Source organism: Dongia sp., assembly GCF_041918875.1.
Lineage (GTDB): Bacteria > Pseudomonadota > Alphaproteobacteria > Dongiales > Dongiaceae > Dongia.
In genome coordinates this window covers 113,647-134,187 of sequence record NZ_JAYRUV010000015.1, presented here as the reverse complement: position 1 = coordinate 134,187, position 20,541 = coordinate 113,647, and the positions used below count along the sequence as shown (strand labels likewise).

Sequence of the window (20,541 nt, the reverse complement as noted above, 5' to 3'; positions counted from 1 at the left end):
AAAGCCCCGCTGCTTGGTTACGCAGCGGGGCAGGACCTTGAGCTCTTGAGGATGCCGGGTCAGAACTTCCGATAGGCCTTGTTGAGGTCGATCATCGGGTGCTTCTTCGACATCTGGAACTTGATCAGCAATTCGCGCGCGATCATGTCGCGGTCCTGCTGATTGTCCGGCAGCTTGAGGTCGGCGGGCACCGTCACCCAGCCGTTGATATTGCGGTCGAACACCGCTGCGCGGCCCTCCTCATAGCCCATATGGACATCTTCGAGCCAGTTGAGGTCGTCCCAGCCCATCGTCTCCAGATACTTCTTCAGGAACGGTGTCAGGCGGTTGTAGTCGGGCACCAGGTTCACGTCGTAGCGATAGCCGATGTGCTGGCCGATTTCCTTCTCGCGGGATGAATCGAGGCCATCGCCCTTCAGATACTTGTCCACGTCTTCCTTGCCCGCAGGTTTCTTGTCTGCCATGGCTTCCTCCTTAGTAGCGGGTCATGTCGGGGCGCCCGACCGTGTGTTGCGATCCGGCGAGCGGCACCTGAGCCAGGGCCGAGGCCTCCATGGTGAGGGCCGCCAGATCTTCCGGTTCCAGCGAGTGGACGTTGGTCTTGCCGCAGGCGCGCGCCATCATCTGCGCCTCGATGGTGAGGCAGTGCAGGAAGTTGTAGACCCGCTCCGCCGCCTCATCCGGGTCGAGCCTCTTGCGCAGAACGGGGTCCTGCGTCGCGACGCCGACCGGGCAGCGGCCCGTATGGCAGTGATAGCAATAGCCTGCCTCGCAGCCGATCTCCTTGGGGAAATCGGCTTCCGGGATATCCTTGTTGCAGTTCAAGGCCATCATGGCCGAATGACCGATGGCAACCGCGTCGGCGCCGAGCGCCAGTGCCTTCGCCACGTCGCCGCCATTGCGGATGCCGCCGGCATAGACCAGGCTGATCTCGCCGGTCTTGCCCACATCGTCGAGCGCCTTCCTCGCCTGGCGGATGGCGGCGATGCCGGGGACACCGGTTTCCTCGGTGGCGATGTGCGGGCCGGCGCCCGTGCCGCCTTCCATGCCGTCGATATAGATGCTGTCGGGCCCGGTCTTGGCTGCCATGCGCACATCGTCATAGACGCGCGCGGCACCCAGCTTCAGCTGAATGGGAATTTCCCAATTGGTGGCCTCGCGGATTTCCTGGATCTTGAGCGCCAGATCGTCCGGGCCCAGCCAGTCAGGATGCCGCGCCGGCGAGCGCTGGTCGATGCCGGCCGGCAGCGAGCGCATTTCGGCGACCTGGTCGGTCACCTTCTGGCCCATCAGATGGCCGCCCAAGCCCACCTTGCAGCCCTGGCCGATGAAGAACTCGCAGCAATCGGCCAGCTGCAGGTGGTGCGGGTTGAAGCCGTAGCGCGACTGGATGCATTGGTAGAGCCATTTGGAGCTGAAGCGGCGCTCGTCGGGGATCATGCCGCCTTCGCCGGAGCAGGTCGCGGTGCCGGCCATGGTGGCGCCGCGGGCGAGCGCGCATTTGGCCTCGTAGGAGAGCGCGCCGAAGCTCATGCCGGTGATATAGACCGGGATATCGAGGACCAGCGGGCGCTTGGCCTTCGGACCGATGACCGTCTTGGTCTCGCACTTCTCCCGGTAGCCCTCGATGACGAAGCGGGTGAGGGTGCCGGGCAGGAAGGTGAGGTCGTCCCAGCTCGGGATCTTCTTGAAGAGCGAGAAGCCGCGCATGCGATAGCGGCCCAGCTCCGACTTGATATGGATGTCGTCGATAACGCTGGGCGGAAACATGAAGCTGTTGCCCAGGCGCGACGTGTCGCGCGACAGCGGCTTCTTGGTCTTGGGTTCGGTGGCCGGAGCCTTCTTCTCTTTTGCCATGTGGCTGTTCCTTATCTGATCGGAGGAAGCGAAATCGTTCCGGACGCGTCCGTCACAGGATCAGCTTCTTTTCCGAAGGCTCGAGATTGTCGTAGTTCCACAGCTGCTTGCCGGCGACGATCTTGGTCATGTTCTTGACTCCGTTCGGCGTCGTCATGCCATAAAGCTTCAGTTTGCGCTCGAGCCATTGGCAGTCGAGATCGGTCATCTCGTCCGGCACCGCATCGACACCCAGGCCCTCGATCTTGCCGCCGACATAGATTGTGCCGTCATACATGGAATCGCCGAGATTCTTGCCGGCATCGCCGAGCACCACCATGCGGCCGCGCTGCATCATGAAGCCGCAGAAGGCGCCGCAGCGGCCGCCGACGATGATGGTGCCGCCCTTCTGGTCGATGCCCATGCGGGCGCCGACATCGCCCTTGCAGACCAGATCGCCGCCACGGATGGCCGCGCCGAAGGTGGAGCCGGCATTCTTCTCGATGACCACGGTCCCGGCCAGCATGTTCTCGGCGCAGGACCAGCCCACGCGGCCCTTGATATGAATGTTGGGCCCGTCGATGAGGCCGCAGCCGAAATAGCCGAGACTGCCTTCGATCTGCAGGTTGAGCTTGTTGAGGATACCCACGGCGATCGCATGCTTGGCGCCTGGGTTGCGCATGACGATGGTGCCATAGCCCTGTCTCATCAGGTCGCGCAGCTTGAGATTGATGTCGGAGGTCGAGAGCTTCTCGGCGTCGAACTCCGCGCGCTTGTTGAAATCGACGTCATGAGCGCCGGGATAGGTGAGGTTCTCCTCTTCGCTAGCCGAGAAGAAGCGTTGTTGGGTGCGACCCGAGAGTTTCTCGGTATGCATGCCCATTTCATGTGACTGGGTGCGAAGCGCCATGTTCGGCTCCTTGCCTCTTTGCTGATTCCGATTACCGCTTCCAGACCCGCACTTCGCCCTCATAGGGGTCGAATGTGTCGATCTCGTGCGGGAAGATGCTGCGGATGGCGACTTCTTCCGACGCCAGGCCGATGAACTTGTCGCTCTCGTAGAGCACCATGGGCTTTGCGGCCATCACGTCCTTGGCCATGCCGAGGCTGTCGGCGGTCGCCACCAGGTAGGTGAAGACGCCATCGAGTTCGTCGATCGAATCCTTCATCGCGTCCTTGAGCTCGGCGCCTTGGCTCATCTTGTCGGCCAGGTAGACGGCGATGAGTTCGCTGTCGCAGTTCGACATGAAGCGATGGCCGCGCCGTTCGAGGTTGCGCCGGCCGGTCCAGTAATTTGTGAGCTGGCCGTTATGGACGACGGAGACGTCGGCGAATGGATAGGCCCAATAGGGATGCGCCGAGCGGATATCGACATCCGATTCCGTTGCCATCCGGGTATGACCCAGCGCATGGCTGCCCTTGAAGCCCTTGAGGTGGTATTGGTCGGAGACGACCGCCGCATCGCCCAGGTCCTTGATCAGTTCCAGGCCATAGCCCAGCGACAGGATCTCGGCGCCGTCGATATCCTCGATATAGTTGGCGAGCTTCCTTTTGTCTCCGCCATAGTCGAGCGTGTAGCGGAAAGCGTACTCGGTGGCGTCTTCCGCCAGGACGATGGTGGCGCCCAGTTCCTTCAGGCGCTTGTCGACCTCGGCTTTGCGTTCCTTCACCTGGTCGTGAATCTTGAAACCGTGCTTCATGTCGTCCTGTTCGGCGACTTTGAAGCGCATGACCAGGGTATTGCCTTTCGGGCTGCCATAAAGGGCAAAGCCCGTCGAATCCGGCCCGCGATGCTTCAGGCTCTGCAACATCGCCGTCATCTCGGTACCGATATCGCCGGTCGAGCCGCGATGGATCAGTCCTGCGATTCCACACATTGTTACTCTCCTTGTTTATCCGCTGAAGAAGAGAAGGTCGTCCCGCCCGTCAGGGCAGGATGTCCCAATACTGCTCCAGATCCCAGTTTGTGACGGTGGCCATGAACTTTTCATGCTCGTCACGTTTGTAGTGCATGAAGACGCGCATCATGTCGCCGGGCAGGGCGCTGCCGATGACCTTGTCGTTCTCGAGATGGTCGAGTGCTTCGCCGAGACTCATGGGCAGCTTCTTTACCTTCTTGCCGGCGGCGATGGCCTCGTACATGTTGCGCTCTTCCGGCTCGCCCGGATCGATCTTGTTGGTGATGCCGTCATCGAAGGCCTTGAGCAGGGCTGCGGCCATCAGATAGGGATTCACTGCGGCATCGACCGAACGGTATTCAAAGCGGCCAGGTGCCGAGATGCGCAACGCGCAGGTGCGGTTCTGATAGCCCCAGTCGGCAAAGACAGGTGCCCAGAAGCCCGTATCCCACAGGCGGCGATAGGAGTTCACCGTCGAGGAGCCGATGGCGGTCAGGGCATTGAGGTGCTTGATCACGCCGCCGATCGAATAGAGGCCGATCTGACCCGGCTTGCCGCCATTCTTGCCGGGCAAGAAGGTGTTCTCGCCGCCCTTGCGGTAGCTGAACACGTCCTTCTGGCCCGGGAGAGGGCTGAGATGCTGGTCGTTGATCTTGTCCTCGCCGCCGATCCACAGCGACAGATTGTGGTGGCAGCCCGATGCCGACACGCCCATGAAGGGCTTGGGCATGAAGCAGGCGATGAGATTATGCTCGCGCGCAACCTGGGCGCAGACCTGGCGATAGGTGGTGAGCCGGTCGGCGGTGCGCAGGCAATCGTCATACATCCAGTTGAGTTCAAGCTGGCCGGGCGCATCCTCGTGATCGCCTTGAATCATGTCGAGGCCCATCGCCTGGGCATATTCGATGACCTTCATGAAGACCGGGCGCAGGCTTTCGAACTGGTCGATATGATAGCAGTTGGGCTTGGAAAAGCCGCCGTCCGGCAGGCCATTGTCGCCCTTCTTCAGCCACATCATTTCCGGCTCGCAGCCATGCCTGAGATGCAGGCCCTTATGCTTCTTCTTGAATTCCTCGTGGATGATGCGAAGGTTCCCGCGGCAATCCGAGGTCAGATGGCCGCCCGGATTCTCGCGTTCCTCGCGGTTGCGGAAGCAAGTGCAGAAGACACGTGCGACGCGCTTGTCCCAGGGCAGCTGGACGAAGGTTTCCGGATCCGGAAGGCCGACGAGTTCGGATGCTTCCGGACCGTAACCGATATAGTTCTTGCGCCGATCGACGAAAAGATTGGCGGTCGAGCCGTAGACCAGCTGGAAGCCTTTTTCGGCCACCGTTTCCCAATGGTCGGCGGGAACGCCCTTGCCGACGATGCGGCCCGTGACGGAGACGAATTGGTAATAGATATACTTGATTCCGAGTGCGTTGATCTGGGCGCGTACTTGCTTGATTTGTTCCTTGCGCCCTTTTTGTGCGACGTGTGCCTCAAGGTCAGTCATCTCACCCTCCCCAAAGCAGCGACTCGTTGGCCGCTGTTGAGCGATGCCGGGACATTCCCGGCATTCCGCGTCAGTTGCTCACAACAACTCTTCTTCGTTTCGCCTGGCCGATTTTTGCTGTCGGCGCACCCATTGTTACAGGCTTGGCGATCCTTCGCGGGCGGTGGGAATTTGGGCCTTCAGGTCTTTCGCAGGTACCTCCGGAGACGGCAGTCGCGCTCGCTGATGTTGCGCGTGGGCGGGCGTGACTGACGGCGATTGACCGCTTGGCTACCCCACTCGCATAATCCAATCTTGCACGGCGGTCCTAGGGCTGCCAACCAATTTTTTTAAAGGAACAGAATTGGGCCGAATTGGTACATCTACGCGGGAGCCGGCGAGAGAGTCGGGCACCCGCAACGCAGCAGAGGGCGGCGCACTGCCGGTCGATGGCAATCGCGGCTCGGTTTGGATTGCCGGTCAATTGCGTCAGGCCATCGTTGCCGGCACCTACAAGCATGGCGAGAAGCTGCCGGCCGAGCGGCATCTCGCAGACGCATTCGACGCCAGCCGCACCACCGTGCGTCTGGCGCTCGATCAATTGGAACAGGAAAGGTTGGTGACGCGCCGGGTCGGCAGCGGCACTTTCGTCAATCACCGGCCCGTTTCGGACCTCGACAACATTGCCGATTCCACCTCGCCGCTGGAGCTTATCGAGGCGCGCCTGGGGATCGAGCCGCATATGACGCGTCTTGCCGTTCTCAACGCGACCAACCGCGATCTCGAAAAGATGAATGAGGCGATCGAAAAGGCGGAAGCGGCCGGCGACGACCCGGAACTATGGACCGAATGGGACACGCAGTTTCATCTGCTGTTGGCGGAGGCGGCGCATAACCGGCTGGTGCTGTGGCTCTACCAGCATATCAACGAGATCCGCTCCCACGACCAATGGGCCTCGATGCGCGACAAGGTACTCACCCCGGCCCGCATCGCCGAATACAACCGCCAGCACCGCGCGCTTCTGGGCGCCATCGCCAGCCGCGACGTCGAAGGTGCCGCCGCCATGGTGACCAGCCACCTCCATTTCGCCAGGCGCCAGCTGATGGGGATCGAAGGGGCGTAGGCTTTCGCCAACCCGTCACTTACCCCCTCACCCTGACCCTCTCCCGCGAGGGGAGAGGGTATGAGTTATCGACTGCAATAATCATCAAAATCGAAGACTATTGCGGGGCCTGCGCGTAGCCCCTCTCCCCTCGCGGGAGAGGGGTTGGGGTGAGGGGGCTCAGCTCCACGGAAACGGCGAGTTCGAGGTCGGGTGCAGTTTGCCCTCGGCGAAGCGCGAGAAGCGGAACGGGCGCAGCAGTTCGTCGCCCATGCCGCAGATATCGTCCGCCACCAGCTTGCCGACACCGATCATCTTATAGCCGTGGTTGCTGTCGGCGATGATATAGACATTCTCGGCGAATTTGTCGAAGACCGGGAAGCTGTCCGCCGTGAAGCAGCCGATACCGCCCGAGGGTTCCTTCTTGTATTTGGGCATCGTGCCCATGAAGCGCTTCTGGCAGAAGGCCAGGGCCGAGACCCACATATGCGCGAAATCGTCGCCGACGATGAATTCCGGGCTGTCCGGGCCATAGGGGTCGACGCGCACCTTGTCGGTCGGCGTCTTCACCTTGAACGGCATGGCGCCGCCCTGGACGCCGCCGAAATGGAAGTCCGGCTTGTAATAGATGCCCCACAGCTTGTCGGTGATGAGCGAGCCGTCCTCGTCGGAATAAAGCGGCGCGTCGGTATCGACATGGATCACCGGCGGCATCTTGCCGTCATTGGTCTTCTGCAGATCGGGATCGACGCCAAGCGTGCCTTCCTGCAGCGACCAATAGACCCACATCGGCACATTCTCGTGCATTTTCCCGTCCTTGCCCTTGATCGAGATGGCGTCGGGCAGGTCCAGCATCTTCCAGACCGAGCGCACCCAGGGGCCAAGGCCGGCAATGACATAGTCGCACTTGATATCGCCTTGGTTGGTTTCGACGGCCGTGACGGCGCCCTTGCCGTCGCGCTTCAGGCCCTTCACCTCGACGCCGGTAACGATGCGGACACCTTCGGCCTCGGCCTTCTTGGCGAGGCCGTACATGGCGGCGGTGTTGTTGGCATAGCCGCCCTTCTTCTCGTGGAGGACAGAGGTAATGCCCTTGGCCTGCCAATCGTCGAAGATGCCCTTCATATAGGTCATGCAATCCTTCTCGCCCTCGATGAAGGATGAGGTGTAGCCGATCTCCTTCTGCTGCGCGTAGATCGAGGCGACATCCTGATGCATCACCTCCGGGCTGATCTGCATGTAGCCCACGGGATGATAGGAGAAGGCCTTTGGGTCGCTTTCCCAAACACTCACCGAATGCGCCATCAGGCGGCGCATGGCCGGCTGGAAGTAATTGTTGCGCACGACACCGCAAGCGATGCCGGAGGCTCCCGCCGCGATCGCCGTCTTGTCGATGATGAGCACGTCCTTGCCTGAACCCTTGCCGGTCTTTCGCAGGTTCTCGGCCAGATGCCAGGCCGAGGAAAGGCCGTGGATGCCGGCACCGATGACGACATATTTGACGTGGGCGGGAAGGGCCATTGGGCGGAACTCCATCGAAGGAAATGAAAACCGATATCAGCTTCCGCCCGTGGCATCGGGATGGATATCGTGAAATCGACATATGACACAGTAAAATCGTCGTTCGCCCCTGCGACAATCAGTACTCACAGGGCCGCCGCGGATAAGCCGTGAAAGGAAGAGCGGCGATGACCGCGGATTTCAAGGACGACATCATGACTATGCGCGATTTCATCTTCAGATATGCGACCGGCGCCACGACCGGCCTGTTCCTGGTTTCGGGGTTTTCCGGTCTCGCCTTGTTTTTTCATTTCCAGCCGGGGCTCTTCAGGGAGATGCACGAATGGATCGGCCTCGCCTTGCTAGTGCCGGTGAGCCTGCATCTCTATCGCAACTGGCCCGCCTTCCTCGGCTATATCCGGCGCCGGACCCTGTTCATTCCGCTGGCGGCCGCGCTGGCGCTGGCTGCCGCCTTTATCGTCCCGGCCGCCTCGTCCGGCACAGGGCCGGCGACCGGCGTCGCCCGCATCATGAGCGGACTGGAAATGGCTACGATAGATGAGGTTTCGACCCTGCTGGCGACGAGTCCCGCCGCCTTGACGGCGCATCTTGCCAGCCTGGGCTACACGGTCTCCGGGCCCGGCGATACGCTGGCGGCCATTGCCGAGAAGTCCGGCCGCCCGGCGCGCGAGATCGTCATGGCCGCGACGGATGCGCCGGCGCCCTGAATGGCTTATCCTGCCCTGGCATATGAAGGGGCAGGGCAGGATGAACGAAGTATCGCAGGCACCGGCACCGAGGCGCGGGCTTCCGGCACGGCTGGGCCGCCGCAATATCGGCTACATCGTCTTCATGGCTGTACTGGTGCCGCTGGCCCTGCTGCTGGAAGCCAACGGACCCGGTGGGCCTGATTCCGGCGGCGGCATCATGTTCGGCATCATCGCTTGGGGTTTGATCTCGCTCGGCTTCTTCGGGATCAACCTCATTCTGCTGTTCCGCGATCTTGCCCGCGGGCAGCCGGCAGGTAAGGCGCTTATCGCCTGCGCGCTTCCGGTCGCCATCATCCTCGGCACGCTGCTGGCGGAGGAGATCATGATGGGCGGCTCATAGACGCGCGGCTCAGGCAGCGGCGGCGCCTATCCTGCCATCCTCGATGACGAAGCTGGCCAGGGTAGAGCGCGCTGCATTCGGGTCGGCCACGTCGCTCAGCGACCTGAAATGCGTGGCGAGAGTGCCGCCGGAGATTTCGACCAGGGAATAGCCGCGCCGCCGGCTTTCCGCGAAGCGAAGATGCGCATGGGCGGCGCGCTTGGCGTCGAGGTGATCCTGCGGCGGCCCGTCCGAGGTGATGGAAGAGGTGACGAACTCGCTTGCCACGGCGCGGCCGTCGAGCATGAGGTCGTTGCTCCAGAAGGAATGGATGTCGCCGCTGAAGACCACCGGATTGCGCGCCGCCGCCATCTGCCGCAGCAACCGCGTGCGCGCCGCGGGATAGCCGTCCCAAGCATCGGTCCAGGCGGTCACCTTGCCTTCCTCGACCGTGCCAAGTTCGGCCATGATGACGTTCTGCGCCATCAGGTTCCAGCGTGCCGGCGAGGTTGCGAGATTGCCCCGCAGCCACGCTTCCTGTTCGCGCCCCAGCATGGAGCGCGTGGGATCGAGCAGCTCCGGGCAGGAGATGCTGTCGACCAGATGCCCGCCGCCCCGATCGGGCGCGCCGTAGCAGGCGCCGCGCGTCCGGTACTGCCGCCCGTCCAGCAACGAGATGCGTGCCAGGTCGCCGAAAGTGACGCTGTCGTGAATGCGCAGGCCCGACGAAGCCGGCCGGGCGCGCACCGGCATATGTTCGTAGAACGCGCGATAGGCTGCCTGCCGGCGCGGCGCGAAGAGATGCGGCGCGGCGAAGCTCTCCGACCAGTCGCCGGCATAATCGTTCTCGACCTCGTGATCGTCCCAGGTGACCAGGGTCGGCGCCACGGCGTGGAGATTTTGCAGATCGGCATCCAGGCGGTACTGCGCATAGCGGCGGCGATAGCCGTCGAGCGTGGTCGGAACCTCGTTATCGCTGTGCCGCCGGACGACCGGGCGAGTGAGTTCGACCTGCTCGTAGATATAGTCGCCGAGCATCAGGACGAGGTCGGGCTGCTCCATGGCGAGGTGCCGATAGCCGGCGAAATAGCCGCGCTCCAGATTGGCGCAGGAGGTGAAGCCGAGGCGCAGGCGGCTGGCCGGCTGGCCGGCGCGCGGCAGCGTCACGGCGCGGCCGGTGGCACTGCTATGCTCGCCGAGATGAAACCGATACCAATAGGGGCGGTCCGGCATCAGGCCGGCGATATCGAGATGGACCGAGAAGGCATGCTCCGCCTCGGCCAGCGCGCGACCCTGGGCATGGACCTGCCGCATGTCCGGATCGAGGGCTATTTCATAGTCGAGGACGATGCCGCGCGGATGATCGCCAGGCGCGATGCCGCCCGGCCGATCCACGTCACCGGCCAGCGGATCGGGAGCGAGACGGGTCCAGAGCATGAAACCGTCGTCGCGCGGACTGCCGGAGGCGACGCCGAGCGTGAATGGATTGCGCGTCGAGGCCAGCGGATTGCGGCTGCGGCGATGCGCGTAATAGGGAGAAAAGTTGGCAAGACCGCTGCTCGACACGGCGATGCCGGCAAGAGTGGCGCCGGTGGAAAAGAGAAACCGGCGGCGGGGTATCTTCGTCACATGCCTCACTCACCTGATCGATCCTCAGGGAAGAATATGGAAGGGAGGTGACATGACGATGCCAGGACCGAGTCAGCTCGGCTAAGGGTACTGGTCAGTTTTGTGACGCTTCAGATCGCGGGTTCGATGAGGCCGCGCTTCAGCAGATCCTCGACTTCCTTCGCCGGCAGCGGTTTGCTGAACAGATAGCCCTGCGCATAGTCGCAGCCATGTTCCTTCAGATAGGCCAGCTGCGCTTCGGTCTCGACGCCCTCGGCGATCGAATCGAGGCGCAGGTTGCGCGCAAGGCCGATAATGGCGGAGGTGATCTCCATGTCGGCGGTATCGCTCGGTATGTCGCGCACGAAGCTCTGGTCGACCTTGAGCTTGTTGATCGGAAAGCGCTTCAGATAGGTCAGCGACGAATAGCCGGTCCCGAAATCGTCGATGGCCACGCGGGCGCCGAGTTTCCTCAGGGCGGCGAGGCGCATTTCCGCGCCGATACCCTGGTCGATGAGGGCGCTTTCGGTCAGTTCCAGTTCAAGATGATGAGCTGGAAGGCCGACATCCTTCAGGATGTCGCCGACGATCTGGTCGATATCCGGCAGATGGAACTGCCGTGGCGACAGGTTGACGGCGATGGTGCTGAGATCGTAACCGGCATCGAGCCAATCCTTCATCTGCTGGCAGGCGAGGCGCAGCACGCGCTCGCCCAACGGCAGGATAATGCCGGTCTCCTCGGCCAGCGGAATGAAATTGCCGGGCGGCACCAGGCCATTGCCGGGTTCCTGCCAGCGCACCAGCGCCTCGAAGCCGACGATATGGCGGTCGGCAATGCGCACCAGCGGCTGGAAATGGAGCAGGAACTCGTCGCGTTCGATGGCGCGGCGCAGGCGGCGTTCCATGCTGAGCCGCTGGTTGGCCTTGTCCGTAAGGGCCGCGGTGTAGAAGCGGTAGGTGCCACGTCCTTCTTCCTTGGCCCGGTAGAGCGCCGCATCGGCATTCTTGACGATTTCGTCGGCCTGGCCGCCATCGTCGGGAAAGAGGCTGATGCCGATGGATGTGCCGATATAGACCTCGTGCCCGCCGGTAAGGACGAAGGGCTCGTCGAACTGGTCCAGCAATGCCTGGGCCAGATTGGCGACGGCATTCGAATCCTTCACATCCTCGACCAGGACCAGGAACTCGTCGCCCCCCAGGCGCGCCAGCGTGTCGCTTTCGCGCAAGCGCGAGCCCAGGCGCTTGGTGACGGCCAGCAGCAGTTCGTCGCCGGCCGGATGTCCCAGACTGTCGTTGACGTTCTTGAAGCGGTCGAGATCGAGGAACAGGACGGCGCCCGTCGCATGCTTGCGCCGCGCCACCTGCATGGCAAAGCCCAGGCGCGACATGACCAGCAGTCGGTTCGGCAGGCCCGTCAGCGCATCGTGGTGCGCCAGATGCACCAGGCGCGATTCCGTCTCCTTTATACCGGTAATATCGACGAATGCGCCGACATAGGACACTGCCTGGCCGGCTTCGTTCCTGACGGCCGAGATGGTGAGAAACTCGGGGTAGGGCTCGCCATTCTTGCGCCGGTTCCAGATTTCGCCCTGCCAGGAGCCTTCGCGCGCGATGTGCAGCCACATGTCGCGATAGAACTCGCGGTCGTGCTGCCCCGATTGCAGGATGCGGATGTTCCTGCCGATCAGTTCGCTCTCGTCATAGCCGGTGATCTTGGTAAAGGCCGGGTTGACGGCGACGATGTCGGCACCCGTGTCGGTAACGACGATGCCCTCCTGCGTGTTGCGGAAGACGGTATCGGCCTGCTGCAGGGATTTCTCCGCGATCTTGCGGTCGGTAATGTCCGTGATGACGTCGATCACGTAATCCGGCCTGCCGCCGCTGTCGCGTACAAGCGAAGCCGTGACTCCGATCCAGACTTCGCTCCCATCCTCGCGATAGCTGCGCTTCTCCGTGCGGTAGCTCTCCCTGGTGCCGCGCCGGACGGCATCGAGGGCCGTCAGCGTCTCCGGCCGGTCCTCCGGCAAGGTGAGTTCGACAATGCCGATCTCCTTCAATGTTTCCAGCGGGTAGCCGCGAATGCGGCAATATTCGCTGTTGGCCGTCAGGATGTGGCCGTCGAAGCCGAGATGCGCGATACCGACCGGCGCTTTCTCGAAGGTCGCGCGGAAATGCGCATCGGCCAGTTCCCTGGCCTGGCGCTCTGAAATCAAGCCAAGGGCGGCTTGCAGGCGGCGACGCTGCCAGACATAGGAGATGACGGCGACAAGGGCGATCAGGACCGCCAATATGGCGATGCTGATGACGAGCGTGCGTCCATGGACGCCGGTCAAGGCAAGCTCGCGGTCCATCTTCGCGACGACGACCCATTGCGTCGGCGGTACGGACAGGGCCGCCGCGAGAACCGGCTTCCCGCGGAAATCTATGCCATCGATCAGATGTTCGCCGCCGGTCAGATAGCGGACGGACGGCACATCGGATCGTATCAGCGGAATCGTGACGTTGAGCGCACTGTCCTGCCGATCAGAGAGCGCGTTGAGGATGACGGCCTGGTCGGCTTGCCGACGGCCGAGCAGGATCTCGCCCTTGCGCCTGGGCAGCGGCCATGAACTCAGATATGGATCGATGAAGTCGGCCGCACGTAGATCGAACAGAAGGACATCGCTGTTCCGCTCGGCCCCGTCGGTGCTCGGCAATGGGACCGCGAAAGCCAAATGCACCTTCGCGTCGCGTGCCTCGCGATAGAGGTCGATGAATTGCGTCTTGCGCTCGGCGTTGGCGCGGCGGGCGATGGCGGCCAGGTCGAGCGACTGGTGGCGGTCCGGATTGGTGGCGACCAGAAGCTCGCCCTGTGCGCTCAGCAGCGTGATGCGGGCAAAGGCGTGCGCATTGCGCGCGTCGCGCAACGCGCGGAGAACCTCTTGGCTGGCGGCAAGGGTGTCGGCGCGACGCCAGGAGCCGATCATTTCCCGCATGGGAGCATTTTGCGCGATCGCCTCGGCATCGTTGCGCCGTTCGGCCAGCCATTGCGACAGTCCGGCCACCTTCAATCGCGCCACTGCCTGCAGATCGTTGAGGACGTCGCGCTTGGCGGCATCGTATTGCGCTCGGTAGCTGGTGAAGGCGACGAGGGCGATGGTGGCGCCAAGCGCGCAGAGTGCGACGAAAGTCAGCAAGGCGGAGCGGCGCGGTTCGGAGACCGGCTCTTCCTCCGACGTGGCCGGCAGATAGCGCAGCGTCACGAAGAGGAGGGCGGTGGTGATCGTCACGAACGCCAGGCCCTTGAAGGTGCCGAAGGCCATTCCCGTTTCGATGTCGGCGAAGCTGGTAAGAAGGCTGTCGGAACCTAGAATCCACAAGCTCGCGCCAACGGCATATGCGGCAGCGATCGTCAGGATCAGGCGGAGTCGCTTCCTAGGTGTCATGGACCGGCAGGTGACAAGGTGGCATCTCGCCGGACGCTAACAATGGGATGTAAAAATCATCTTAATCTGCGCCGGACAGGCACGAATGCCTAAAGCCGGTCTTCCGTCGGCAGACGCCCGAAGCGCTCGCGATAAAGCTGCGCGAAATGGGATGCGGACCCGAAGCCGCAGGAGAGTGCGATATCGGTGACCGGCAGGACGGTCTGCGACAGCAGGCGCCGCGCCTGGTCCAGCCGCAGGTCGCGATGATAGGCGACGGGCGTGCGCCCCAGCTGGGCGCGGAATTGCCGTTCGAGCTGGCGTTGGGAAATGCCGAGATCGCGGGCCAGTTCCGCCGGCGACAGGCCGCGGTCGAGGACGCTCTCCATCCGCTTGACCGCTTCGATGAGAATGGGCTTCGCGGTGCCCAGGCGATGGATGAGGTCGCCGCGCTGATGTTCGCTCGGACCTCGCGCCCCGCTATGGACGAACTGCTCGCCGACCGCTTTGGAGAATGCCAGGCCCTGCTGGTCTGCAATCAGGCGCAGCATCAGGTCGAGTGCCGCAATGGAACCGGCGGAGGTCACGATGCCGCGGTCGATCACGAACAGTTCGTCGACCAGATCGAGGTCGGGATAAAGTTCGGCCAGGCTGCTGCGGAAATCCCAATGCACCGTGCAGCGGTGGCCGGCAAGGAGGCCCGCCCGCGCCAGGACGAAGGTTCCGGTCGAGACGGCGCCGACATCGCGTCCCATGCGCCGGTGGCGGCGCAGCCAGTTGAGCGCGCCCGCGGCGCGGTAGCGCTCGGCATGAAATCCGGCGCAGACCAGGGCCAGGTCGAAGACGCGCTCGCGCATGTCGGCAATCGGCTGCGTCTGCAGCTCGATGCCGGCGCTGGAGCGGATCTGGCCGCCGCCGTCGGACAGCAAGGTCCAGTCGTAAAGCTTCTTGCCGGACAGGCGGTTGGCGATCCGCAGCGGCTCGATGATCATGGAAAAGGAAGCCAGGGCGAAGTCCGGCACCAGCAGGATGCCGATCCGCCGCGATACCGCCTCGCTCATGCGACTGTCGTCAGCCGACCTGCTGCCAGTGGCATTTGAGGTTGAGCTGCGAGGCGGTATTGGCGATCGTCGCCATGCAGCTGGCGGCCTTGGCGGTCGGCACCGACAAGGCCATGCGCAGCAGGAAGCGGGCGCCGGATTCGGACGGGATGGATTCCGAATTGAGGCGCACGATATTCGCGCCGAATTTCGGCAGCGCCTCCGAGAGGCGCGCGACCAGGCCCGGACTGTCGTCGCCGGTGATTTCTATGCGGTGCGTGATATGCGCCTGCTCATCATGACTCTCGCGGTACTGGAATGCCGCGACGGTCAGCTTCGCCTCCTTGAGGAGCGGCAGGCTGCGCAGCTCCTTCTCGACTTCGTTGAGCGAAATGCCCTGCGGCAGCTTGGCGACCAATGTGAATTCGGCGCCACCGCCCAGCACGGCAAAGGTGGTATCGCCCAGATTGACCCCAAGGTCGAACAGCCGCCCCGTCACCTCGGCGATCAGGCCCGAATGGTCTTCGCAGATGATGGAGATCAGGGCGGTGCCGCTCATGAGATCGCTCCCCTTTTGAATGTCAGACGACGTTCTGCTCGCACAGGGCCGCCCCGGTCAGCAGGCGCTCATAACCAAGGCGCCGCAGGTCGAGGCTACGATACTGGCCGAAAGTGACCAGCTCGCTCAAGGCCCGGCCGATGGCCGGCGATTGCTGCAGGCCGTGGCCGGAAAAACCATTGGCCAGCAGGAAATTCTCATAGCCCGGCGCCGGGCCGACGATGACGTTCTGGTCGAAGACATTGTAATCGTAATGTCCCGCCCAGGCGCGCACCAGCTTGATCGCCTCGAAGGCGGGGACGCGGTGGGCCAAGGTCGGCCAGATCAGCTCTTCGAACAGGCGGTAATCGAGTTCGAAATCGAAACTGTCCGGATCGTCATGTTCTTCCGGCGACACGCCGCAGATGAACTGCGCGCCTTCCGGACGGAACCAGGCGCCGCTGGGATCGATGACGAGCGGCACTTTTTCGAGTTCGTCGCGGCAGTCGAACACATAGATGAAGCGCTTCCTCGAATGGACGGGCAGGTCGACGCCGGCCATCGCGGCAATGGTGCGGCCCTGGCAGCCGGCCGTGTTGATGACGCAGCCGCAGCTGATCGTCTCGCCGCTGGCCAGCGTCACCGCATTGATGCGGTTCTTGTCGTGCGTGAGACCGGTCACGGTATTGTTGATATAGCTGACGCCCAGCGAGCGCGCCTTGCGCTTGAAGGCCTGCAGCAGGCTGTAGGGATCGATCCAGCCTTCGTTCACCGGGCCGAAGCTGCCGCCGGCGAGATCGCTGACATTGAGCCAGGGGAACGCCTCCTGCAACTCGCGCGGATTGAGCAGTTCCGTCGCGGCACCCAATTCATGTTGCAGGCGCTGATTGCTGAGAAGCGTCTTGAGGCCTGCACCCGTCGCCAGGAACAGGTAGCCGTTCTCGCGGAACTCCACGCCGGCAGCCTCGTTGCCGACACGCAAATGCTCATCGGCGGCCTTGATGAAGCTTGCCCCGAAGGCCGAGATCAGCACGTTCTCGGCGGTCGAGAATTGCAGGCGCACGCCGCCGGCCGATCGCGGTGTCGCCGCCTCGGTATAGGTCGGGTCCTTTTCGATGACGGCGATCGTGCCGTTGAAATCGGGCTGGGCGCTGAGGAAGTAGGCGGCCGAGGAACCGACCACCCCACCACCGATGATGACGACGTCGAAGCTTTGCATTTTATGAGCAATCACATGTTGCAGTGGCCAGGATCGGGCCCGTTATAAGGGGCCGCTCGGCCGCGGTCCACACTCACGGCGGCCAAGTCCCGTCTTTGGTGTCTCGCGGCCGCGATCGCCTCCCCCCGGGGGTGCATTCCCCGGGACTTTCCGCCCCGCCGGTGGCTTTAACCTTGACGAAGGCCGGCATCGGCCTAGTTTTACATGGATGTGCATTTTTATTGAATGTGAGTTCGATGAGCCGGGCCTTTGTAAAAGAAAATGACGATCAGGCGACCGAATTGCCGGAGCGGCCCCAATCGCCGCACCCCAATCTGGTGACGCCCCATGGCATGGAACTGCTCAGGCAGCAGGAAGAAGCGCTGGAGCTGCAGCGCGGGCGGCTGCTGGCCGATGCGCAATTGCTGGACAAGGAGCAGCTGCTCGTCGTGGAACGCGATCTGCGTTACGTGCAGGAGCGCCTGGCACGGGCGGTCGTCGTCGATATCGAGGCGCAGCCGCGGGACGCGGTGGATTTCGGCGCCACCGTCGATACGGTCGATGAGAATGATGTCGAACGGCATTTTCAGATCGTCGGCGAGGATGAGGCGGACCCCAATGTCGGGAAGTTGTCCTGGGTCTCGCCGATCGCCTTGGCGCTCAAGGATGCCAAGGTAGGCGACACCGTGGTGTGGAAGCGGCCGGCCGGCAATCTCCAATTGGAGGTGACGCGGATTTCCTATCCGCGCGGCTGACCCCCGGACATCGCGGATGGGACACCGCCCCTGGTTGCGGGGGCGAAAGGCAGGCACAAAAAAGCCCACCTGCGATGGTGGGCGTGCTGCTAACGGCGACCTCAGTGGAGGTCGCCGCTCTCAAGCGCAAATAGAACCGAGAGCCGGTCCCTCAGTCGTCGTGATGGCGCGGGCCCCGGCTGTAACCACCGCCGCCGCCCCGATCGCCACCATAGCCGCCACGGTCACCGCCGAAATCGCGGCGGCCGCCACCGCCGCCACCGCCGAACGGACGGCGCGGTGCCGCCGGTCGCGAGGGAGCTGCCGTCGACGTATCCAGATTGATCACGCGGAGCACCTGGATCCCCTTGCGTCCTTGGCCCACCTCACAGGTGATGGTCGAGCCTTCGGGCGCATCCTGCAGGCCGGCATCCTTGAGCGCCGAAATATGCAGGAACACATCGGAAGAGCCGTCGGCCGGCGTAACGAAGCCGAAGCCCTTCTCCGGATTGAACCACTTAATCTTCCCCCTGAGCTCGCTACCGCCGGAGGACTGGTATTGGTCAGTCATGAGTGCGCTCTTAAAATCGGGACTAGAGATAGGCACTCCACCATGACCGCCAATCGAGGATGAGCGGGTCATGCCGAAAAGCCGCTTTCAGAATGGGCTGCGCAAAATGGAAATGCAAGACTGGTAATACGCTTTCCGCCATTTCTTGTTGCGGCGGGTTAAGAGAGTGGCGCAGCCTCTGCCATCTGTTGCGGCGGTGCCACGGCTGCGGGCCCACGCAGTTGCCGCAATGCAGCGCGCGGCAGTGAATCGTCGAACTGTTCCCGGTCCAGCGCGAACTGGCGGGGCAATTGCCACCAGGGCAGCTGCATCCTCCGGTGGTGGACCCGGTGCATGTTCATGTTGAGGAACAGAAGCTGCAGCGGGGCCGGCAGTGAGAGGTTGTAGGCGTAATCGACCCGGTCGAGCGGTGTCCTGAAATGGTAGACATTGTCGAGGAAGGAAACGAGCAGGCCGCGCCCCAGCAGGAAGGCGGCGAAGGCCGGCCAATAGGAACCCCAGGCAACGAGCGCCGCGGCGATGAAGCCGGCCGCCAGCAGCGCGTCCTGCCGGATCTCGGCAAAGCCCTTCGCTCCGGCCAGGGTCTGCTCCGCCAGTTGGCGCAGCCGCGGCATCGGCGCTTCGTCGCCGCTGTATAGGGCCCGGACAATCCGGGCGACCTGGCGTCGCGGCAGCAGATAGAGGAGGGGCGTCAGCACTTCGATCACATAGAGGCCGCCCAGCGCCTCGGCGAAGAAGCGCAGCCGCGCCATCGCCGGGCCGGTGGTCGCCGGATCGAAGCTGTCCGGTCGGTCAAGTTTATGCCGGTTGAAGCGGTGGTGCATCAGATGACCGAAGCGGAGCAGCCGGAAGGACGATCCCCAAAGGATGGCGAGCGTCCGCCCGGCGCGGCGATTCTCCTCGGCCGCCGGGAAGAGCTGGCCGTGGACCGCCTCGTGCAGTGTCGCCCAGTAGCCGTTGGCGATCAGCCCCAGGGGCAGGAGCGGCCACAGCCACAGCGGCGACCCGAAACGGACCAGGAAAGGCAGGACGAAAGCAGCCACGAGGCTGCCGCCGGCATGGAAAGTGAAAAGCCGGCGGTTGATGCGCCGATAATGCGCCCCCTCCGGCGCGGCGATGAAGCTGTCCGTCATGACCATTTGATGACGCAACGCGCCGAAACTGGCAACGTTCATTCTGACGCAAGAACGGGAGAAGGCCAGATGGCTCAAGGCGTTCGGCTGGCAGTGCTCGCGGCCATTCTGGTGCCGGCCCTGGCGCGCGCGGATCCGACCCTGCCGGCCAGCCCGGACCCCGACCTGCTGCGGACCTATTACGATTACGGTGTCACCGAATATTGCGGGCTGGTCGACATGCCGGTCCATAATGGCTTCGCCCTGCTGCGCCTCGATCAGCTGGCGCGGGGGAACGTTGCGCCGTCGGCGGACCGGCACGCACGGCTGGAGGCGCTGAAAGCGGTGGACGATGAATATCTGGACCGCGGCCTCTCCGGCCAGAAGGGTTGGTGCCGGACCGAAGGCGCCGATGCCGTCCGGCGCTTCATCACCTATTTCCGGACCCGGCACCTACCCTGACAGTTCATCGGAACTTTGCTTGAATTCCAGGCGATTGCCGCGTAACGCTGCGAGAGGAAATTGGATTTGTCTTCCTGGTTGCCGGGGGTTTTGAGAATGCTGTGGGGTATCCTGGTCGCGCTGGCGGCGCTCTATCTCGGCGCCTTGATCCTGCTCTACACCATGCAGCGCAAGATCGTTTTCCATCCCGATCCGGCGCTTGCCGCCATCGCCGATTATCCGGCCCCGCGGGGGCTGGAAACGGTCACCAACCGGACCGCGGACGGGCTCGATATCGTTTCCTGGTATCTGCCGCCGGCGCGACCGGATGGCCGCACGATCGCCTACTTCCATGGCAATGCCGGCCATCACGGCGGCCGCGTCGAGCGCATCGTTCCTTACGCCGCCGCCGGCTACGGCATTCTGCTTGTCGGCTATCGCGGCTATGGCGGCAATCCGGGGGACCCCACCGAGGAAGGACTCTACGCCGATGCGCGGGCGGCGCTGGATTTCTTGCAAGGTCAGGACGTTAAGGCGGATCGGCTGATCCTCTTTGGCGAATCGCTGGGCGCGGCGGTGGCGACCCAGATGGCAATCGAGCGCCCGGCCCGGGCAGTGATCCTGGAAGCGCCGTTCGCCTCCATCCTGCGTTCGGCACGCCAGCGCTACCGCTACCTCGCCTTCGATGCCCTGGTGCGGGACAAGTTCGACACGCTCTCCAAGATCGATCGTATAGGCAAGCCGCTGCTGCTCATCCATGGCGACCTCGACCGCACCACGCCGGCCTATTTCGGGCGCATGGTTTTCGATGCGGCAAAGGAACCCAAGCAGGGCTTCTTCCCCGCCGCCGCCGGCCATAACGACCTCATGCAGCACGGCATGCCGGCCCGCGTTTTGGCCTTTCTCGAGAGCCTCGGAGATGGGGAAGGGTAGGATAGGGTGGACAAGTTTATCCACAGTCCGTGCGAACTGTGATTTGATTGATTTAATAATTAA

At 63.2% G+C, this 20,541-nt stretch carries 19 protein-coding genes; 6 read left to right on the top strand and 13 right to left on the bottom strand.

From position 1 onward, the window contains the following. Positions 1–59: 59 nt before the first annotated feature. Genes ACE3TY_RS16380 through ACE3TY_RS16360 form a run of 5 tightly spaced genes read right to left on the bottom strand, consistent with a single transcriptional unit; the run spans position 60 to position 5,229 of the window. Positions 60–464, bottom strand: a complete 405-nt coding sequence (locus ACE3TY_RS16380; RefSeq protein ID WP_374654886.1) for a hypothetical protein — start codon at positions 462–464, stop codon at positions 60–62. 10 nt (positions 465–474) lie between these two features. Further along, positions 475–1,857, bottom strand: a complete 1,383-nt coding sequence (locus ACE3TY_RS16375) for an FMN-binding glutamate synthase family protein (RefSeq protein WP_374654884.1) — start codon at positions 1,855–1,857, stop codon at positions 475–477. Positions 1,858–1,909: 52 nt separating this feature from the next. Beyond that, positions 1,910–2,746: a GXGXG motif-containing protein gene (locus tag ACE3TY_RS16370; protein WP_374654882.1), complete on the bottom strand. Its 837-nt coding sequence runs from the start codon at positions 2,744–2,746 to the stop codon at positions 1,910–1,912. A gap of 31 nt (positions 2,747–2,777) precedes the next feature. Further along, positions 2,778–3,713, bottom strand: a complete 936-nt coding sequence (locus tag ACE3TY_RS16365; protein WP_374654880.1) for a glutamine amidotransferase — start codon at positions 3,711–3,713, stop codon at positions 2,778–2,780. A 49-nt stretch (positions 3,714–3,762) separates the two neighbouring features. Continuing rightward, a complete protein-coding gene (locus tag ACE3TY_RS16360; protein ID WP_374654878.1) occupies positions 3,763–5,229 on the bottom strand; it encodes a glutamine synthetase family protein in 1,467 nt (488 codons plus the stop codon). 463 nt (positions 5,230–5,692) lie between these two features. Here ACE3TY_RS16360 and ACE3TY_RS16355 point away from each other — a divergent pair, with 463 nt between their 5' ends. Further along, entirely contained in the window at positions 5,693–6,331 is a 639-nt protein-coding gene (locus ACE3TY_RS16355; RefSeq protein ID WP_374654876.1) for a FadR/GntR family transcriptional regulator, read from the top strand. 159 nt (positions 6,332–6,490) lie between these two features. On the opposite strand, the gene ACE3TY_RS16350 is transcribed toward ACE3TY_RS16355, so the two are convergent. Beyond that, on the bottom strand, positions 6,491–7,831 hold the full coding sequence (locus ACE3TY_RS16350) for an NAD(P)/FAD-dependent oxidoreductase (protein ID WP_374654874.1): 1,341 nt from the start codon (positions 7,829–7,831) through the stop codon (positions 6,491–6,493). A gap of 167 nt (positions 7,832–7,998) precedes the next feature. On the opposite strand from ACE3TY_RS16350, the gene ACE3TY_RS16345 reads away from it, so the two are divergent. Further along, positions 7,999–8,538, top strand: coding sequence for a DUF4405 domain-containing protein (locus tag ACE3TY_RS16345; protein ID WP_374654872.1), 540 nt, complete (start codon positions 7,999–8,001; stop codon positions 8,536–8,538). A 40-nt stretch (positions 8,539–8,578) separates the two neighbouring features. After that, positions 8,579–8,920, top strand: coding sequence for a hypothetical protein (locus ACE3TY_RS16340; protein WP_374654870.1), 342 nt, complete (start codon positions 8,579–8,581; stop codon positions 8,918–8,920). Positions 8,921–8,929: 9 nt separating this feature from the next. On the opposite strand, the gene ACE3TY_RS16335 is transcribed toward ACE3TY_RS16340, so the two are convergent. From ACE3TY_RS16335 to ACE3TY_RS16315, 5 genes are all read right to left on the bottom strand, one after another. Next, the gene (locus ACE3TY_RS16335) at positions 8,930–10,528 is read right to left on the bottom strand and encodes an alkaline phosphatase (RefSeq protein WP_374654868.1); all 1,599 of its coding nucleotides are present in this window, start codon (positions 10,526–10,528) and stop codon (positions 8,930–8,932) included. Positions 10,529–10,638: 110 nt separating this feature from the next. Next, complete coding sequence (locus tag ACE3TY_RS16330) at positions 10,639–13,866, bottom strand: EAL domain-containing protein (RefSeq protein WP_374654866.1); 3,228 nt, start codon at positions 13,864–13,866, stop codon at positions 10,639–10,641. A gap of 155 nt (positions 13,867–14,021) precedes the next feature. Then, a complete protein-coding gene (locus ACE3TY_RS16325) occupies positions 14,022–14,972 on the bottom strand; it encodes a GlxA family transcriptional regulator (RefSeq protein ID WP_374654864.1) in 951 nt (316 codons plus the stop codon). 10 nt (positions 14,973–14,982) lie between these two features. Continuing rightward, on the bottom strand, positions 14,983–15,510 hold the full coding sequence (locus ACE3TY_RS16320) for a glycine cleavage system protein R (protein ID WP_374654862.1): 528 nt from the start codon (positions 15,508–15,510) through the stop codon (positions 14,983–14,985). A gap of 22 nt (positions 15,511–15,532) precedes the next feature. Next, positions 15,533–16,708 (bottom strand): NAD(P)/FAD-dependent oxidoreductase, encoded by a 1,176-nt coding sequence (locus ACE3TY_RS16315; RefSeq protein WP_374654860.1) that lies wholly within the window; start codon positions 16,706–16,708, stop codon positions 15,533–15,535. A 236-nt stretch (positions 16,709–16,944) separates the two neighbouring features. On the opposite strand from ACE3TY_RS16315, the gene ACE3TY_RS16310 reads away from it, so the two are divergent. After that, the gene (locus ACE3TY_RS16310) at positions 16,945–17,442 is read left to right on the top strand and encodes a GreA/GreB family elongation factor (RefSeq protein WP_374654858.1); all 498 of its coding nucleotides are present in this window, start codon (positions 16,945–16,947) and stop codon (positions 17,440–17,442) included. Between the two features lie 151 nt (positions 17,443–17,593). Here ACE3TY_RS16310 and ACE3TY_RS16305 read toward each other — a convergent pair whose 3' ends face one another. Both ACE3TY_RS16305 and ACE3TY_RS16300 read right to left on the bottom strand, forming a co-directional pair. Then, a complete protein-coding gene (locus ACE3TY_RS16305; RefSeq protein ID WP_374654856.1) occupies positions 17,594–17,992 on the bottom strand; it encodes a cold-shock protein in 399 nt (132 codons plus the stop codon). Between the two features lie 158 nt (positions 17,993–18,150). Beyond that, a complete protein-coding gene (locus ACE3TY_RS16300) occupies positions 18,151–19,125 on the bottom strand; it encodes a fatty acid desaturase (RefSeq protein ID WP_374654854.1) in 975 nt (324 codons plus the stop codon). 69 nt (positions 19,126–19,194) lie between these two features. On the opposite strand from ACE3TY_RS16300, the gene ACE3TY_RS16295 reads away from it, so the two are divergent. After that, positions 19,195–19,566 (top strand): hypothetical protein, encoded by a 372-nt coding sequence (locus ACE3TY_RS16295; RefSeq protein WP_374654852.1) that lies wholly within the window; start codon positions 19,195–19,197, stop codon positions 19,564–19,566. Between the two features lie 96 nt (positions 19,567–19,662). Further along, complete coding sequence (locus tag ACE3TY_RS16290) at positions 19,663–20,478, top strand: alpha/beta hydrolase (protein WP_374654850.1); 816 nt, start codon at positions 19,663–19,665, stop codon at positions 20,476–20,478. The last annotated feature ends 63 nt before the right edge of the window (positions 20,479–20,541 follow it).

What these genes read in the sequence shown, in the direction of transcription:
- ACE3TY_RS16340 (WP_374654870.1), top strand. Translation starts at nt 8,579, where the DNA reads ATGAACGAAGTATCGCAGGCACCGGCACCGAGGCGCGGGCTTCCGGCA.
- ACE3TY_RS16310 (WP_374654858.1), top strand. Translation starts at nt 16,945, where the DNA reads ATGAGCCGGGCCTTTGTAAAAGAAAATGACGATCAGGCGACCGAATTG.
- ACE3TY_RS16370 (WP_374654882.1), bottom strand. Translation starts at nt 2,746, where the DNA reads ATGGCGCTTCGCACCCAGTCACATGAAATGGGCATGCATACCGAGAAA.
- ACE3TY_RS16325 (WP_374654864.1), bottom strand. Translation starts at nt 14,972, where the DNA reads ATGAGCGAGGCGGTATCGCGGCGGATCGGCATCCTGCTGGTGCCGGAC.
- ACE3TY_RS16345 (WP_374654872.1), top strand. Translation starts at nt 7,999, where the DNA reads ATGACCGCGGATTTCAAGGACGACATCATGACTATGCGCGATTTCATC.
- ACE3TY_RS16360 (WP_374654878.1), bottom strand. Translation starts at nt 5,229, where the DNA reads ATGACTGACCTTGAGGCACACGTCGCACAAAAAGGGCGCAAGGAACAA.
- ACE3TY_RS16380 (WP_374654886.1), bottom strand. Translation starts at nt 464, where the DNA reads ATGGCAGACAAGAAACCTGCGGGCAAGGAAGACGTGGACAAGTATCTG.
- ACE3TY_RS16375 (WP_374654884.1), bottom strand. Translation starts at nt 1,857, where the DNA reads ATGGCAAAAGAGAAGAAGGCTCCGGCCACCGAACCCAAGACCAAGAAG.
- ACE3TY_RS16320 (WP_374654862.1), bottom strand. Translation starts at nt 15,510, where the DNA reads ATGAGCGGCACCGCCCTGATCTCCATCATCTGCGAAGACCATTCGGGC.
- ACE3TY_RS16315 (WP_374654860.1), bottom strand. Translation starts at nt 16,708, where the DNA reads ATGCAAAGCTTCGACGTCGTCATCATCGGTGGTGGGGTGGTCGGTTCC.
- ACE3TY_RS16295 (WP_374654852.1), top strand. Translation starts at nt 19,195, where the DNA reads ATGGCTCAAGGCGTTCGGCTGGCAGTGCTCGCGGCCATTCTGGTGCCG.
- ACE3TY_RS16290 (WP_374654850.1), top strand. Translation starts at nt 19,663, where the DNA reads ATGCTGTGGGGTATCCTGGTCGCGCTGGCGGCGCTCTATCTCGGCGCC.
- ACE3TY_RS16365 (WP_374654880.1), bottom strand. Translation starts at nt 3,713, where the DNA reads ATGTGTGGAATCGCAGGACTGATCCATCGCGGCTCGACCGGCGATATC.
- ACE3TY_RS16305 (WP_374654856.1), bottom strand. Translation starts at nt 17,992, where the DNA reads ATGACTGACCAATACCAGTCCTCCGGCGGTAGCGAGCTCAGGGGGAAG.
- ACE3TY_RS16350 (WP_374654874.1), bottom strand. Translation starts at nt 7,831, where the DNA reads ATGGCCCTTCCCGCCCACGTCAAATATGTCGTCATCGGTGCCGGCATC.
- ACE3TY_RS16300 (WP_374654854.1), bottom strand. Translation starts at nt 19,125, where the DNA reads ATGACGGACAGCTTCATCGCCGCGCCGGAGGGGGCGCATTATCGGCGC.